16 protein-coding genes are annotated in these 14,041 nt (G+C 30.3%); 7 read left to right on the top strand and 9 right to left on the bottom strand.

The window, feature by feature from the left end; translation table 11 throughout:
• The first annotated feature begins 2 nt into the window (after positions 1-2).
• Together G507_RS0106495 and G507_RS0106500 are read left to right on the top strand one after the other, a co-directional pair.
• The gene (locus tag G507_RS0106495) at positions 3-773 is read left to right on the top strand and encodes a tetratricopeptide repeat protein (protein ID WP_026716739.1); all 771 of its coding nucleotides are present in this window, start codon (positions 3-5) and stop codon (positions 771-773) included.
• Between the two features lie 47 nt (positions 774-820).
• Entirely contained in the window at positions 821-1,273 is a 453-nt protein-coding gene (locus G507_RS0106500; RefSeq protein WP_026716740.1) for a cytochrome c oxidase assembly factor Coa1 family protein, read from the top strand.
• 5 nt (positions 1,274-1,278) lie between these two features.
• On the opposite strand, the gene G507_RS0106505 is transcribed toward G507_RS0106500, so the two are convergent.
• Positions 1,279-1,815: a CvpA family protein gene (locus tag G507_RS0106505; RefSeq protein WP_026716741.1), complete on the bottom strand. Its 537-nt coding sequence runs from the start codon at positions 1,813-1,815 to the stop codon at positions 1,279-1,281.
• A gap of 166 nt (positions 1,816-1,981) precedes the next feature.
• Here G507_RS0106505 and G507_RS0106510 point away from each other — a divergent pair, with 166 nt between their 5' ends.
• From G507_RS0106510 to G507_RS0106520, 3 genes are all read left to right on the top strand, one after another.
• Positions 1,982-2,338: a hypothetical protein gene (locus G507_RS0106510; protein ID WP_026716742.1), complete on the top strand. Its 357-nt coding sequence runs from the start codon at positions 1,982-1,984 to the stop codon at positions 2,336-2,338.
• Between the two features lie 79 nt (positions 2,339-2,417).
• Positions 2,418-3,437: a phenylalanine--tRNA ligase subunit alpha gene (pheS, locus tag G507_RS0106515; RefSeq protein ID WP_026716743.1), complete on the top strand. Its 1,020-nt coding sequence runs from the start codon at positions 2,418-2,420 to the stop codon at positions 3,435-3,437.
• 60 nt (positions 3,438-3,497) lie between these two features.
• On the top strand, positions 3,498-3,905 hold the full coding sequence (locus tag G507_RS0106520) for a hypothetical protein (protein WP_026716744.1): 408 nt from the start codon (positions 3,498-3,500) through the stop codon (positions 3,903-3,905).
• A 1-nt stretch (position 3,906) separates the two neighbouring features.
• On the opposite strand, the gene G507_RS0106525 is transcribed toward G507_RS0106520, so the two are convergent.
• On the bottom strand, positions 3,907-4,209 hold the full coding sequence (locus G507_RS0106525; RefSeq protein WP_051191507.1) for a type II toxin-antitoxin system RelE/ParE family toxin: 303 nt from the start codon (positions 4,207-4,209) through the stop codon (positions 3,907-3,909).
• Positions 4,199-4,435: a hypothetical protein gene (locus G507_RS0106530; protein WP_026716746.1), complete on the bottom strand. Its 237-nt coding sequence runs from the start codon at positions 4,433-4,435 to the stop codon at positions 4,199-4,201. Before G507_RS0106530 ends, G507_RS0106525 begins: the two co-directional genes overlap by 11 nt.
• Positions 4,436-4,652: 217 nt before the next feature.
• Here G507_RS0106530 and G507_RS0106535 point away from each other — a divergent pair, with 217 nt between their 5' ends.
• Positions 4,653-7,514, top strand: coding sequence for a GH92 family glycosyl hydrolase (locus G507_RS0106535; RefSeq protein ID WP_026716747.1), 2,862 nt, complete (start codon positions 4,653-4,655; stop codon positions 7,512-7,514).
• A 75-nt stretch (positions 7,515-7,589) separates the two neighbouring features.
• On the opposite strand, the gene G507_RS0106540 is transcribed toward G507_RS0106535, so the two are convergent.
• From G507_RS0106540 to G507_RS0106550, 3 genes are all read right to left on the bottom strand, one after another.
• Complete coding sequence (locus G507_RS0106540; RefSeq protein WP_026716748.1) at positions 7,590-8,585, bottom strand: NAD(P)H-dependent glycerol-3-phosphate dehydrogenase; 996 nt, start codon at positions 8,583-8,585, stop codon at positions 7,590-7,592.
• A 285-nt stretch (positions 8,586-8,870) separates the two neighbouring features.
• On the bottom strand, positions 8,871-10,052 hold the full coding sequence (locus G507_RS0106545) for an iron-containing alcohol dehydrogenase (RefSeq protein WP_026716749.1): 1,182 nt from the start codon (positions 10,050-10,052) through the stop codon (positions 8,871-8,873).
• Positions 10,053-10,056: 4 nt separating this feature from the next.
• Positions 10,057-10,848 carry a type 1 glutamine amidotransferase domain-containing protein gene (locus G507_RS0106550; protein ID WP_026716750.1) on the bottom strand — a complete coding sequence of 264 codons (792 nt, stop codon included), beginning with the start codon at positions 10,846-10,848 and terminating at the stop codon, positions 10,057-10,059.
• 87 nt (positions 10,849-10,935) lie between these two features.
• On the opposite strand from G507_RS0106550, the gene G507_RS0106555 reads away from it, so the two are divergent.
• The gene (locus tag G507_RS0106555) at positions 10,936-11,835 is read left to right on the top strand and encodes a LysR family transcriptional regulator (RefSeq protein ID WP_026716751.1); all 900 of its coding nucleotides are present in this window, start codon (positions 10,936-10,938) and stop codon (positions 11,833-11,835) included.
• A 2-nt stretch (positions 11,836-11,837) separates the two neighbouring features.
• Here the strand turns inward: G507_RS0106555 and nadD are convergent, their stop codons facing one another.
• The 3 genes from nadD to G507_RS0106570 all read right to left on the bottom strand — a co-directional run bounded on the left by nadD (position 11,838) and on the right by G507_RS0106570 (position 13,993).
• Positions 11,838-12,419 carry a nicotinate (nicotinamide) nucleotide adenylyltransferase gene (gene nadD, locus G507_RS0106560; RefSeq protein ID WP_026716752.1) on the bottom strand — a complete coding sequence of 194 codons (582 nt, stop codon included), beginning with the start codon at positions 12,417-12,419 and terminating at the stop codon, positions 11,838-11,840.
• Between the two features lie 72 nt (positions 12,420-12,491).
• Positions 12,492-13,064, bottom strand: a complete 573-nt coding sequence (gmk, locus tag G507_RS0106565) for a guanylate kinase (RefSeq protein ID WP_026716753.1) — start codon at positions 13,062-13,064, stop codon at positions 12,492-12,494.
• A gap of 68 nt (positions 13,065-13,132) precedes the next feature.
• Positions 13,133-13,993: a YicC/YloC family endoribonuclease gene (locus G507_RS0106570; RefSeq protein WP_035665769.1), complete on the bottom strand. Its 861-nt coding sequence runs from the start codon at positions 13,991-13,993 to the stop codon at positions 13,133-13,135.
• Positions 13,994-14,041: the final 48 nt, after the last annotated feature.

The following is a 14,041-nucleotide window of genomic DNA, read 5'->3' on the forward strand; positions in this document are numbered from 1 at the left end:
AAATGAAGAATTTAGTTTACATATTTATACTATTGTTCCAATTTTCATTTGGACAATCAACCGATGAATCTTCTCAAAAAGTTTTTGAGATTGCCAATGAAATGTATAAAAAAGGAGATTACGAAAATGCGATTCAGAAATATGAATTTATCGAAAAAAGCTTGAAACAAGAATCAGCTGATTTATATTTTAATCTTGGAAATTCTTATTACAAATTGAATAAAGTAGCTCCTTCAATTTATTATTATGAAAAAGCATTGTTATTAGAGCCAACTAATAAAGCTATAAAAACCAATTTAGCTTTCGCTCAAAAAAGAACAATCGACAACATAAAAGTAATTGACGAATTAGGGTTTACTAAATTCATAAAAAGTATAACATCAATTTTCTCAATCAACACTTGGACTTGGTTAAGCGTGATTTTTTCAGTACTAACTTTGTTGAGTTTTGCTTTGTTTTTGTATAAAGAAGAATCAAACATCAAGCGTTTTTCGTTTGTTTCGATATTTGTCGCTTTATTTTTAGTGATAGTTTCTTTTCTATCTGCTAATTTTTTAACCAATTTCAAAACAAGAGACAAGCCAGCCATAATTTTTGAAGATACTGTTGAGGTAAAAGCAGAACCAAAAGAAGATTCTGACAACGCTTTCACACTTCATGAAGGCACAAAAGTCTACGTAAAAGAAACATTAGACAACTACAAAAGAATTCATCTAACAGATAAAACAGAAGGTTGGGTTTTGAGTAGTGCTATTAAGGAAGTTAGAGATTAGTACTCAGTATTCAGTTTGCAGAAGGCAGTTTTCAGAAATAAAATATCATGGATAATATTCTAATTGAGAATCAAAGTTGGTTTAAGAAGAATTGGAAATGGTTTATTCCATTAACTGGAATTGTACTTTTTTTAACGATTTCTCTTTTAATAATTGCTTTTAGTTCAGTTTTAGGTAATTATTCAAAAGCTTATGCAGATCCAAAACTTTATGAATTAGCTTTAGAAAAAGTAAGGCAAAACGATAGAGTAAATGAAGTTTTAGGAGAAATTCAACCAATTGATAATATGACAATTTTAAACGGTTCTGTCAATTATTCTGATGACAATAAAATTGTAAATTCCACCATAAAAATAACTTGTAAAAAAGGAAAAGCAATGCTTGATATTTCTGCTGAACTAAATAACGATACCTGGAATTATAAAAAAATTACTGTAAGAATCAAAAATCCAGTAGAAAAGAAAGAGACAATTGAAATTCTAAATTTAATAGAAGAATAAATTTTCTATTTACTTTCTAAACCCTGCTCACTGTCAGCTGAATACTGAACACTCTTCTCATACCATTCTTCAATCTGTGGATAAACAAATTCAGAAACTTTCTTTATTGGATTATAAAATATAGAATCATCTAACGTTTCTTCTTTAGCAATCATATTATTGACATTGATTTTTTCAAACAATAAAATAACAATACTCAAAGCCAAAATAGTTTTAAGCATACTAAAAACGGCTCCAGCTAATTTATTAATCCAACCTAAAAAAGCAAAATCAGCAATCTTTGTCAATACTTTTGCAAAAAGATGAATTCCAGCTACAACTGCAATAAATGTTAAAGCAAAAGCAATAATTTCAATATATTTTGGATCCCAAGAAACATTGTTTTCAATAATAGATTTTGTAAAATCAGAAAATTTTAAAGCAACAAATATTCCAGCCAACAAAGCAACTAAAGAAGCCAGCTCAACAAAAAGGCCGTTTTTAATTCCTTTATACAAAGCATAAGCTAAAAAAGCAGCAAAAATTATATCAATAAAACTCATATAGACAAAAGATTGTAAGACATTAGATAATATACAATCGAACAAAGATAAAAGAATTATTGAAAGTCAAAATTCTACTTACTATCTTTGTAGAAATTTGGAGATTGGTAAAAGATAATAGGGCAAACCTATATCCGATAACCTATAACCCACAATCACAAAAAAAATGTCAAGAGACGAACAATTAAAAGAACGTTGGGAAACAGTAGTTTCGCTATTATCAAGCAAATTTGCTGATGGTGACACGCTAGATCTTGATGCCATTATATACCTAATCGGAGTACAAGAATTAGGAAAATTTACTCAAGAATTCAAAAAAGATGAAAAAGTAAACCTTATGCATATAGCCATTTGTCGTTTACTTGAGCCTTATGGATATTATGAATTCGATTATTTTGATGCTGAAGGCTGGCCTCATTATAACGTAAAAGAAGAATTACCAACATTAAAAGCTGGTGAACAATCTGTATTAATGAAAGATGCAATTGTGAATTATTTTTTAGAAAAAGAAGTTATTAAATAGTGTACAGTAAAAAAAACCTATAACCTATAACCGATAACCTAAAACCTTTTCACTAAATTTGCACTTTACAAAATGAACGATGATAGACAAGATTAAATTACACATTGAAGAAGCCAAAGCATTCAATGCTGAAAACAAAGAAAAGTTAGAAGAATTCCGCATTAAGTATTTAGGTAGCAAAGGGTTACTTAAAGAATTGTTTGCTGAATTTAAAAATGTTCCTAACGAAATGAAAAAGGAATTCGGTCAAGTTATCAATCAATTGAAAACTACTGCCGAAGAAAAAGTAGCTTCTCTTCAAGAAGTTTTAGAAACAAAAGAAGAATCAAAAGGAATTTATGGCGATTTAACGCGTCCAGGTGAACCAGTTGCTATTGGTTCTCGTCATCCGATTTCGATTGTAAAAAACCAAATTATTGATATTTTTTCTACTTTAGGATTCAACGTTTCCGAAGGACCAGAAATTGAAGATGATTGGCATAATTTCACAGCCTTAAATTTACCAGAATATCACCCAGCACGTGATATGCAAGATACTTTCTTTACACAAACGAATCCAGATTTGCTTTTGCGTACACATACTTCATCTGTACAAGTGCGTTATATGGAAAACAATAAACCACCTATTAGAACAATTTCTCCAGGTCGTGTTTTTCGTAATGAAGCAGTTTCGGCTCGTTCACATTGTATTTTCCATCAAGTGGAAGGACTTTACATAGATAAAGACGTGTCTTTTGCTGATTTAAAACAGACTTTGTTATACTTCACGAAAGAAATGTTCGGAAAATCTAAAATTCGTCTTAGGCCTTCTTATTTTCCATTTACTGAACCAAGTGCAGAAATCGATATTTACTGGGGTTTAAAAACAGAAACAGATTACCGAATCACTAAAGGAACCGGTTGGTTAGAAATTGGTGGTTGCGGAATGGTTGATCCAAATGTTTTGAAAAATTGTGGAATTGATTCTGAAGAATATTCAGGTTTCGCATTCGGAATGGGAGTTGAGCGTATTGCAATGCTTTTATACCAAATTGGAGACATCAGAATGTTTTATGAAAATGACGTTAGATTCTTAGAGCAATTTAAAGCAACAATATAATTTATATTTTACTAGACCTAACAGGTTTTCAAAAGCTGTTAGGTTTTTTTATTTACATATATGAAAGCAGACATAGTAATTCCAAAAGTAGAAAACGTACATATAGTTGCCATACAAGATTTTAGCGATGATTTTCAAGAAAATTGTTGGTATGCTTATTTATTAAACGCAACCAATGAAACTTTAGAAATGGCAATGATTATTTCTAAAGCTTATGGTTTAATTGATGGTGAAAACAGAAACACGATGCAATTGCGTCACGCTTTTGCTACACTTGCGCCACAAACAGCTGTAAAAGTTGAGTTTCTAGAAAACAATCTTTTACAACTAAATAATGAATTCTCCTTGTCTTACTTTATTGGAAATAAAATGTATGATAAGAAATTCATTTTCAAAGCAAATTCCATAAATGTAGATGCTCAAACCGATTTACCTGCGATTAATAAGATTGGTGTAATGGCAGTTTAAATTATTGTCTTCGGATAAAATTTAAATCTTCTCTTTTAGAAAAAGCTACAGCTAAAACAACAATTTGCTCATTTTTGTTGTCAACAAAATAATGAATGTGATAAGGAAACTGATATAAACTATGCATCCTTATTTCCTTATACATTATGTCATCAGCTTCCGGATTATTATAAATGTAATTTTTGGCTTCTTTAATTCTAAAAAGAAATTCTTTTGCTAATTTGGGTGAAATATTTTTATAATAATCAACAGCATTTTGCAAATCTTCTTTTACAAATGGTCTGTAAACCATCTTATATTTCATGGTACATTTTATCTAATAAATCCTCAAAATTTTCAACTTCAGTTGGGTTTTTTAAATAATCATTTAATCTGTAGTCTAACATTTCTTTAGTGTCTTCATTTACTTCGGATGAATGTTGTTCTTCTATAGTAATAGTTATTGCTTTCGATTTAAATGCAATTTTAATAGCTTCTAAAATATCTGCATTTATTTCTTGAGCAGAAGACAAATAATAAGTAGTTTGCATATTTTGTATTTTAGATTAGACTTTATAGTACTGATTAACAAAGATAAATAAATTGTCGTTTGTTTTTAATCTATTTGTATAAAAGTAAATATGAAAATGATTTTTATAGTTTTATGAAGGAACAATTAATATCCGAGATGTCAGTCTGAGCCTGTCGAAGACATTTTTGCTTTCCTCATAAAAATTCCTCAATTTTATAGAAAATAAAACCTATAAGATGAGGAATTTTCTTTTTTCTATACTATTCATTACGACAAGTGCATTTGCCCAAGATTTTACCAAACACGTAAATCCATTTATTGGAACTGGTGGTCACGGACACACTTTCCCAGGAGCGACAACACCTTATGGAATGGTACAACTTTCTCCAGACACACGAATTGATGGAAGTTGGGATGGTTGTTCAGGCTATCATTATTCAGATAATTTGATTTATGGATTTTCGCACACACATCTAAACGGAACTGGAGTTTCTGATTTTGGTGATATCATGTTAATGCCAACAATGGGAGAACCATCCTTTGATAATAAAGTATATTCTTCTACATTTTCACACGAAAACGAAAAAGCTTCAGCAGGTTTTTATAGTGTAAAACTAGACAAACACAATATTGATGTTCGCTTAACAACTTCAACTAGAGTTGGCTTTCATGAATATACTTTCAATCATCAAGGTCAAGCCAATATAATTTTAGATTTGAATCATCGAGATAAATTATTAGAAGGCGAAGTTCGAATTATAGATAACAAAACAATTGAAATCTTAAGAAGAAGTTATGCTTGGGCTACTAATCAATATGTTTATGCTCGCATTGAATTTGATGTTCCCTTCGAAATAAATCTAGCTAAAGCAAATGAGACTAAATCTGAAAAATTATACAGAGGAACAGAATTAGCTTTAAGTTTTTCTAAACAAGTCAAAAAAGAAGAAAAAATAAATATAAAAGTCACACTTTCTCCAACAAGTTATGAAGGTGCTAATTTAAACAGTTCAGAAATCAAACATTGGGATTTCGAAAAAGTCAAGAAAGATGCGGAAGCTTTATGGAACAAAGAATTATCAAAGATTGAAGTCACTTCTGATGATAAAGACAAATTAGCGATTTTCTACACCGCTTTATATCACACGATGATGCAACCCAACATTGCACAAGATTTAGATGGAAAATATCGCGGTAGAGACAACGAAATTCACACAGCTGAAGGATTTGATTATTACACTGTTTTTTCACTTTGGGATACTTTCAGAGCAGCACACCCTTTATATACTTTGATTGATAAAAAACGAACGTCAGATTACATAAACACTTTCATAAAACAATACGAACAAGGTGGAAGATTACCTGTTTGGGAATTAGCGTCAAACGAAACCGATTGTATGATTGGGTATCATTCGGTTTCCGTAATTGCAGATGCAATGGCAAAAGGAATTACAGGCTTTGGTTACGAAAAAGCTTTTGAAGCAAGCAAATTTTCAGCGATGAGAGATGTTTTAGGCTTAAAAGCTTATAAAGAAAACGGATTTATTTCTATGGATGACGATCACGAAAGTGTTTCAAAAACGGTCGAATATGCGTACGACGATTGGTGTATTGCTCAAATGGCTCAAATTTTAAACAAACAAGAGGATTACGAATATTTTATGAAACGTTCTCAAAATTGGAAAAACATTTTCGATTGGAATACTAGTTTTATGCGTCCAAAGAAAAATGGTGGTTGGGACAAACCTTTCGATCCAAAAGAAGTCAATAATAATTATACCGAAGGAAATGCTTGGCAATATTCTTTTTTTGTACCACAAGATATTGATGGAATGATTAATGCTTATGGTGGAAATGAAAAATTTGAAACCAAACTAGATGAAATGTTTAATTCTGAAAGTAAAACTACAGGAAGAGAACAAGTTGATGTAACAGGTTTAATCGGACAATATGCACACGGAAACGAACCAAGTCATCACATGGCTTATTTGTATAATTATATTGGAAAACCTGAAAAAACAAAAGAAAAAGTACATTATATCTTAAACGAATTCTACAAAAATACGCCAGATGGTTTAATAGGAAACGAAGATTGCGGACAAATGAGTGCTTGGTATGTGTTGAGTTCTATTGGTTTATACCAGGTTACACCTGGACAAGAAACATTTAATGTGGTTGAGCCTATTTTTAAAAACACAAAAATTACTTTAGATAATGTTGAAAATATTAATTTCAAAGTAAATGAAATGAAGTTTCCTTTTGTTCATTACAATTTGAAACATACTACACATCCAGTAACTTTGATTTCAAATAATAAGTTCGAAACTGTTCCGGTTATTAAAGCTGAAAGCAAATCATTCAAAGATAAAATGTTAGTTGAGTTAATTTCAGATATAGATTCAGATTTAGATGAATTATATTATTGGGTTGATATAAGTTTAAATCTAAAAGATAGTTTGACAATAAAAAGTAATGCTAAAAAATATACTTCTCCCTTTGAAATTGATAAATCTGCCACAGTATATGCATTTACAAAGATTCAAGCAAGGAAAATGTATAGAGTAAATGCAAAAAGACATTACAGTTACAGCAATACCATTTCAGCCCAATTCTTCAAAAAGCCAAATAACTACACAATTGATATCAAATCAAAATACAATCCACAATATCATGCTGGTGGCGATGAAGGTTTGTTAGACGGAATTTATGGCAACGAAAACTGGAGAAAAGGAGAATGGCAAGGTTTTCAAAACCAAGATTTTGAATGTGTCGTTGATATGCAATCCACACGTCAAATAAGTTCAATCACATCTAATTACCTACAAGACACACGTTCTTGGATTTTAATGCCAACCAAAGTAGAGTATTATATTTCTGAAGATAATATCACATTTGAGAAAGTAGGAACAGTTGAAAACGCAGTCGATCCAAAAGAATATGAAACCGTAATTAAACCTTTTGAATTAAAATTTAAATCGCAAAAAGCTAGATATGTAAAAGTCATTGCAACCAATTTTGGAAAATTACCAGAATGGCATCAAGGTTTTCCATCCAACGGTGATGCTTTTATTTTTATTGACGAAATAACAATTAAATAAGACTACTAAAAAAATCCCATTTAGAATATAACTTAATTTCTAAATGGGATTTTTATACCTTTTTGCTTTTTCAGCTTAATCTAATTTATCAGTCAATTTAGCAAACACTTTTTTTGCATCCTTTCCTTCATATAAAATTTGGTAAACTGCATCAATAATTGGTGTTTTCGCACCATATTCTTGATTTAACTTATAGGCGCTATTTGTAGCATAATAACCTTCAGCAACCATACTCATCTCCATTTGAGCTGATTTTACTGTGTAGCCTTTTCCAATCATGTTTCCGAACATTCTATTTCTAGAAAACACAGAATATCCTGTTACCAATAAATCTCCTAAATAAGCAGAATCATTAATATTACGTTTCATTTTATGTACTTTTCGAATAAATTTTTTCATTTCACGAATTCCGTTACTCATCAAAACCGATTGAAAGTTATCTCCATAACCTAATCCGTGAGCAATTCCGGCAGCGATAGCATAAATATTTTTTAACATGGCTGCATATTCAGTCCCAATAATATCATCAGAAGTTTTTGCTTTGATGTAATCTCCACTTAAATTAGTTGCCATTATTTTGGCTTTCTCTAAATCACCACAAGCAATTGTTAAATAAGATAAACGTTCCAAAGCAACTTCTTCTGCGTGACAAGGTCCAGTGATTACACCGATGTTTTCATATGGAATGTCATATTTTTTATGAAAATGTTCCCCAACAATTAAACTAGTTTCTGGAACAATTCCTTTAATAGCAGAAAAAATGACTTTATCTTTTAAACTTTCTGTAAGTTTTTCCAATTCACCACTCAAAAAAGCAGAAGGAATAGCAAATATGACATAATCAGCAAAAGCGACAGCTTCATTGATATCATTGGTTAACCTAAGTTTTTTAATATCAAATTCAACTGAACTTAAATAATTAGGGTTATGTTTTTGATGTTTTAAATGTTCTAAAGCATAAACATTACGCATATACCATGCAATTTCAGTTTGGTTTTCACATAACATTTTGGCAATTGCTGTTGCCCAACTTCCACCACCAATAACTGCAAACTTTGGATTTTTATTCATTTCTCAATCGATTAAGTAACCAAAATTAGCAAATTAAAACGCATTATCAAATCAATTGTTAAAAGTGTTAAGGGAAAGTTTAACAAAATTTTAAAAATTGGAGCGCAATTTTAAATTAACTATATCGTTTTTAGTTTGTAATAAGTTGTTAATATTACGAATACATAAATTAAGTTGGGTTAAGTTAATTTTTGTTTTGGGGTTAAAAAAAAGCGTTCAAGAAGTAATTCCTGAACGCTTTTTGATTTGTCTGAATATCCAAAATCTGAATATCCAAAAATCTATTTAATAACTCATCTCAACTATTTCTTTCACTTTTTCTGTAGTAATGTTTTGTTTTTCACCTAAGGCTTTCCAGCCTCTTTCTTCAAAACGATTTACTATGAAGTCAGCAGTTTTTGAAAAATCTTCATCTGTGTTTTCAGATAATTTTGTTTTCATTCCCATTGTATGAAAAAATTCAACTGTTTTTTCAATAGCTTTTTCAGCAATTTCTTCTGTTGAACCTTCTTGGATGTTCCAAACACGTTTTCCGTATTGCGCTAATTTATCTTTCTTAGTTTCAAACATTACTTTATATAAGTTTGGACCTATGATAGCCAATGTTCTTGCGTGATCAATATTGTACAAAGCTGTTAATTCGTGACCAATCATATGTGTTGCCCAGTCACTTGGAACACCTTTTTGAATTAGTCCGTTTAAAGCCATTGTTGCACACCAAACAAAGTTAGAAGCCAATTTGTAGTCTTTTGGATTTTCAACTACATCTGGACCAATTTCTACTAATGTTTGTAAAATGCTTTCTGCTATTCTATCTTGTAAAATAGCATCATGCCTATAAGTCAAATACTGTTCCATTGTATGTGTAAAAGCATCCACAACACCATTTTGTAATTGTCTTTTTGGTAAAGATGTAATTACGGTTGGATCAACAATAGAGAATTTTGGAAATAAAGCACTTCCGCCCAAAGTTAATTTCTCTTGTGTTTCATTAATAGTTACTACTGCTCCTGAATTCATTTCTGAACCTGTTGCTGGTAAAGTTAAAACTGTTCCAAAAGGCACTACGTTGTCACCTTCTTTGAAAAGAATTCTTTTTCTTAAAATTTCAGCGGCATCACCTTCGTAGTTTACAGCTGCAGAAATAAATTTTGTTCCATCAATAACACTTCCACCACCAACTGCTAGAACAAATCCGATTTTTTGTTCACGGACGATTTCAACAGCTTTCATTAAAGTTTCATATTTTGGATTTGGTTCTATTCCACCAAATTCAACAATATTATTTTCTTCAAATTGTGTTGCTAAAGCAGCTTTTACTTGGTCGTAAACGCCATTTTTGAAAATACTTCCACCACCATAAGTGATAAGAATTTTTGTATTTGCAGGTACTAAGTCTTTTAATTTTTCAATTTGTCCTTTACCAAAGACATAATTTACTGGATTATATAATTCGAAATTGTTCATTTTTTTATTTATTTAATTGATCTAATAATTTTTGAGCTACTAATTTAGATGAAGCTGGATTTTGACCTGTGATCAATAAACCATCTTCAACTGCATAAGGTGCCCAATTTTCACCTTTACTGTATTCGGCTCCGTTTGCTTTTAAAGCGTCTTCTAATAAGAAAGGGACTACTTTAGTTAAACCAACAGCTTCTTCTTCTTCATTAGTAAAACCTGTTACTTTTTTTCCTTTTACTAAGTATTCACCATTCACTTTTACATCTTTCAATACTCCCGGAGAATGACATACAAAAGCAACTGGTTTGTTGTTTGTGTAGAATGATTCAATTAATGATTTTGAGACATCACTTGAAGCCAAATCCCATAATGGTCCATGTCCACCTGGATAGAATACAGCGTCATAATCCGCTTGATTTACATCAGCTAATTTAACTGTATTTGCTAATTTTTGTTGTAATGCAGCATCACTATCAAACCTTTTAGTGTCTTCTGTTGCTGAACTTGGATCAGCACTTTTTGGATCAATTGGTGGTTGTCCACCATTTGGTGATGCAATTGTAATTTCAACTCCTTTATCTGCTAATTCATAATAAGGTGCTGCAAATTCTTCTATCCAAAATCCTGTTTTTTCTCCTGTGTTTCCTAAGTCTTCATGACTAGTTAAAACAAATAATACCTTTTTCATAGTTTCTTTTTTTGTTATTTGATTTTCTTGTGTTGTTGTTTCTGTTGTGTTTTCTTTGTCTTTACAACTTACAGACAAAATTACGATTAATGCTACTGCTATGCGTTTCATGATTTGTTATTTATTTTACAAAATTACATCATTTATGATATCAGTAAAAATAATTTAAATTATGTTTGTGATAAATATATTTATATCATGGTAAGTTTAGAATGGTATCGAACCTTTAAATCTGTTTATAAAAACGGAAACTTTTCACAAGCAGCAAAAGAATTATTTATAAGTCAACCTGCAGTTAGTCAGCAAATAGCCATGTTAGAAGCACATGTAGGTTATAAATTATTCAATCGAAAATCAAAAGGTGTTGAACCAACTGAGTATGCAAAATTACTAAACAATTTAATTATTGAAGCTTTAGATCGTTTGGAAAGTGTGGAAAATGGTTTTCGGGAAAAAGCATTTAGTTCTAATAGACTGGTTTCTATCGGAATATCAAAACATTTATTTGCTAGTATTGGAACAAAGCTAATTTTAAAATTCGATTTTATTGATTTTACTTATGGTGAAAATGAAGAATTATTTAATTTAGTGAATGATAAAAAAATAGACTTTGCCATTGTAACCCAAAAATTTGACACTTTTGACACCATTCAAAAAGAGTTAGGTAAAATAAAGCAAATCGTTGTTGCAAGTAACGATTTAGATTTAAAAGAAGTTAAGAAAGAAATCAAAAATGAAAATTATACGACCATCGAAAATTGGTTAAATGAACAAAAGTGGTATAATTTTGATGCTAGAATTCCTCATGTAAAATTATTTTGGTTGTACGTTTTTGATAAAAAAAGACCTTCAATGATTTCTAATTACATCATTCCTTCTGAAACAGAAATGCTAGCTACTTTGGCTGAAAATTCAGGAGTTTCTATTGTTTGGAACATTAATGCGAAGCGATATTTAAAAGAAAACAAAATTCAATTAGTTTGGAATAGCTCTAAAATGCCATCTACAGAAATTTATTTATTAGCTCGAAAGAATGATACTTTGAATTCGATTTTAGATGAAGTGAAAGAAGAGATTGGTGCTTATATTTTGGCTTAACATTACTTTTTATAAAACAAATTATGTTCTACATATTCCCAAACCTCTTTAGGTAACATGGGAACAATATTTTTACCGTTTTTGATATTTTCTCGAATAAATGTAGAAGATAATTCAACTATTGGCGCACCAATTCTGTGAATTTTTGGATGGTTTACAAACTGATCATCCATTTCACCAGAATTCAATCTAGGATAAACATAAACGTCATGATTCTTTAAAATGACTTCATAGTTTTTCCATTTATGAAGTGAATTTAGATTGTCTTCACCCATGATTAAAGAAAATTTGTGTTGTGGAAATTTCTCATATAAATGAGCTAAAGTATTTACCGTGTAATTTGGTTGAGGTAATTTGAATTCAATATCTGAAGGTTGAATCTTTGGAAAATCTTTTGTAGCCAAATGCACCATTTCTAAACGATGATAATCATCTAAAAGTGTATTCTTCTTCTTGTGTGGATTATGAGGTGTGACAACCATCCAAATTTGATCTAAATCAGAATGTTCAGCCATATGATTAGCAATAATCAAGTGCCCAACGTGAATTGGATTGAATGTTCCGAAATATAAACCGATTTTCATGATTTTAATTAAAAGATTAAAAGATTGAAAGATTGAAATAATTTTAAATTCTTAAATCTTTCAATCATTAAATTATTTAGAAATAAACTCCTTAACCAACTGATATGCTTCTTCTTTAGCAGTATCTAAATCATAATTCTTAATTATTTTGTCAAATTGTGGTGCAGTGGCTAATTCGACAGAAGCTTTTGCTACACGCATGTTGATTTTGTCTTCACTTTCTGTAGAACGTAATTTTAATCTTCGTTTTAATTCATCTACACTCGGTGGTTTTACAAAAACAGCTAATGTTTCTTCCGGAAATTTGTGTTTGATTCTTAATCCACCAACAACATCAATATCAAAAATTACGTGTTTTCCTAAAGCCCAAATTCGTTCAATTTCAGCTTTTAAAGTTCCGTAGAAATTATCCGTGTAAACTTCTTCCCATTCTACAAAGTCTTCGGCTTTAATATGATTTTTAAATTCTTCCCAAGAAATGAAGTAATAATCTGTTCCGTGAATTTCTGTTCCTCTTGGCTCACGAGTAGTGCATGAGATTGAGAATTCTAAATTTAAATCTTCTTTTTCTAATAAGTGTCTTACTATGGTAGTTTTTCCAGAACCAGATGGTGCTGAGAATACAAATAATTTTCCTTTAGTCATTTTATGCTGAACTTGTTTCAGCATCTTTCCATGCTGAAAATTTATATTTTTAATCTTTATATTTGCTTTTAAAGCACATTCAATACTTGTTCTTTAATTTTTTCCAATTCATCTTTCATTTGCACCACTAATTTTTGCATTTCAGTATGATTAGACTTTGAACCCATTGTATTTACTTCTCTACCAATTTCTTGTGTAATGAATCCAAGTTTTCTACCAAGAGCTTCTTCATTTTTCATAGTTTCTAAGAAATAGTTTAAATGATTTCCTAAACGAACTCTTTCTTCAGTAATGTCATATTTTTCAAGATAAAAAATCAATTCTTGTTCAAAACGATTTTCATCTATTGTAGCTTTTAATTCTTCTAAAGCTGTGCGAAGTCTAGTTTTAACAGTTTCAACTCTTTCTGCATCATACGAAACAGCTTCATTCATTAAGTTTTCAATGTTTGAAATTCTTAACTCAAATTCTTTTTCTAAGGAAAGACCTTCATCACTTCTAAATGTTGAAATATTATCTAAAGCTTCATTAATAACTTTTTCAATTTGAAGCCATTCTGTTTTGTCTAATTCTTCACGCTCTGTTTTTAAGGAATCAGGCATTCTTACAGCCATTTTCATTAATTCAGTTTCATCCGCATTAGGAATAACTTCTTTCATTTGATTGATGTAACCTTTTACAATAGGGACATTTATTTTAGCAGAAGTTTCTTCACCAGTTACTTCTATATATAATGAAAAATCAATTTTTCCACGTTCTAATCGTTGTGCGATAGTGTTGCGAATTTGCAATTCCATTTCTCTATAAACAGAAGGAGTTCTTACGTTTAAGTCTAATCCTTTACTGTTTAATGATTTAATTTCTACTGTTATTTTTTTGTTTGATAATTGCATAAATGCTTTACCAAAACCTGTCATTGATTGTATCATAGTGTATTTTAAAGAATTCAAAGATAATAAAAAGTGTTCAGTCTTTAG

This window comes from Flavobacterium gelidilacus DSM 15343, assembly GCF_000422685.1.
Taxonomy (GTDB): domain Bacteria; phylum Bacteroidota; class Bacteroidia; order Flavobacteriales; family Flavobacteriaceae; genus Flavobacterium; species Flavobacterium gelidilacus.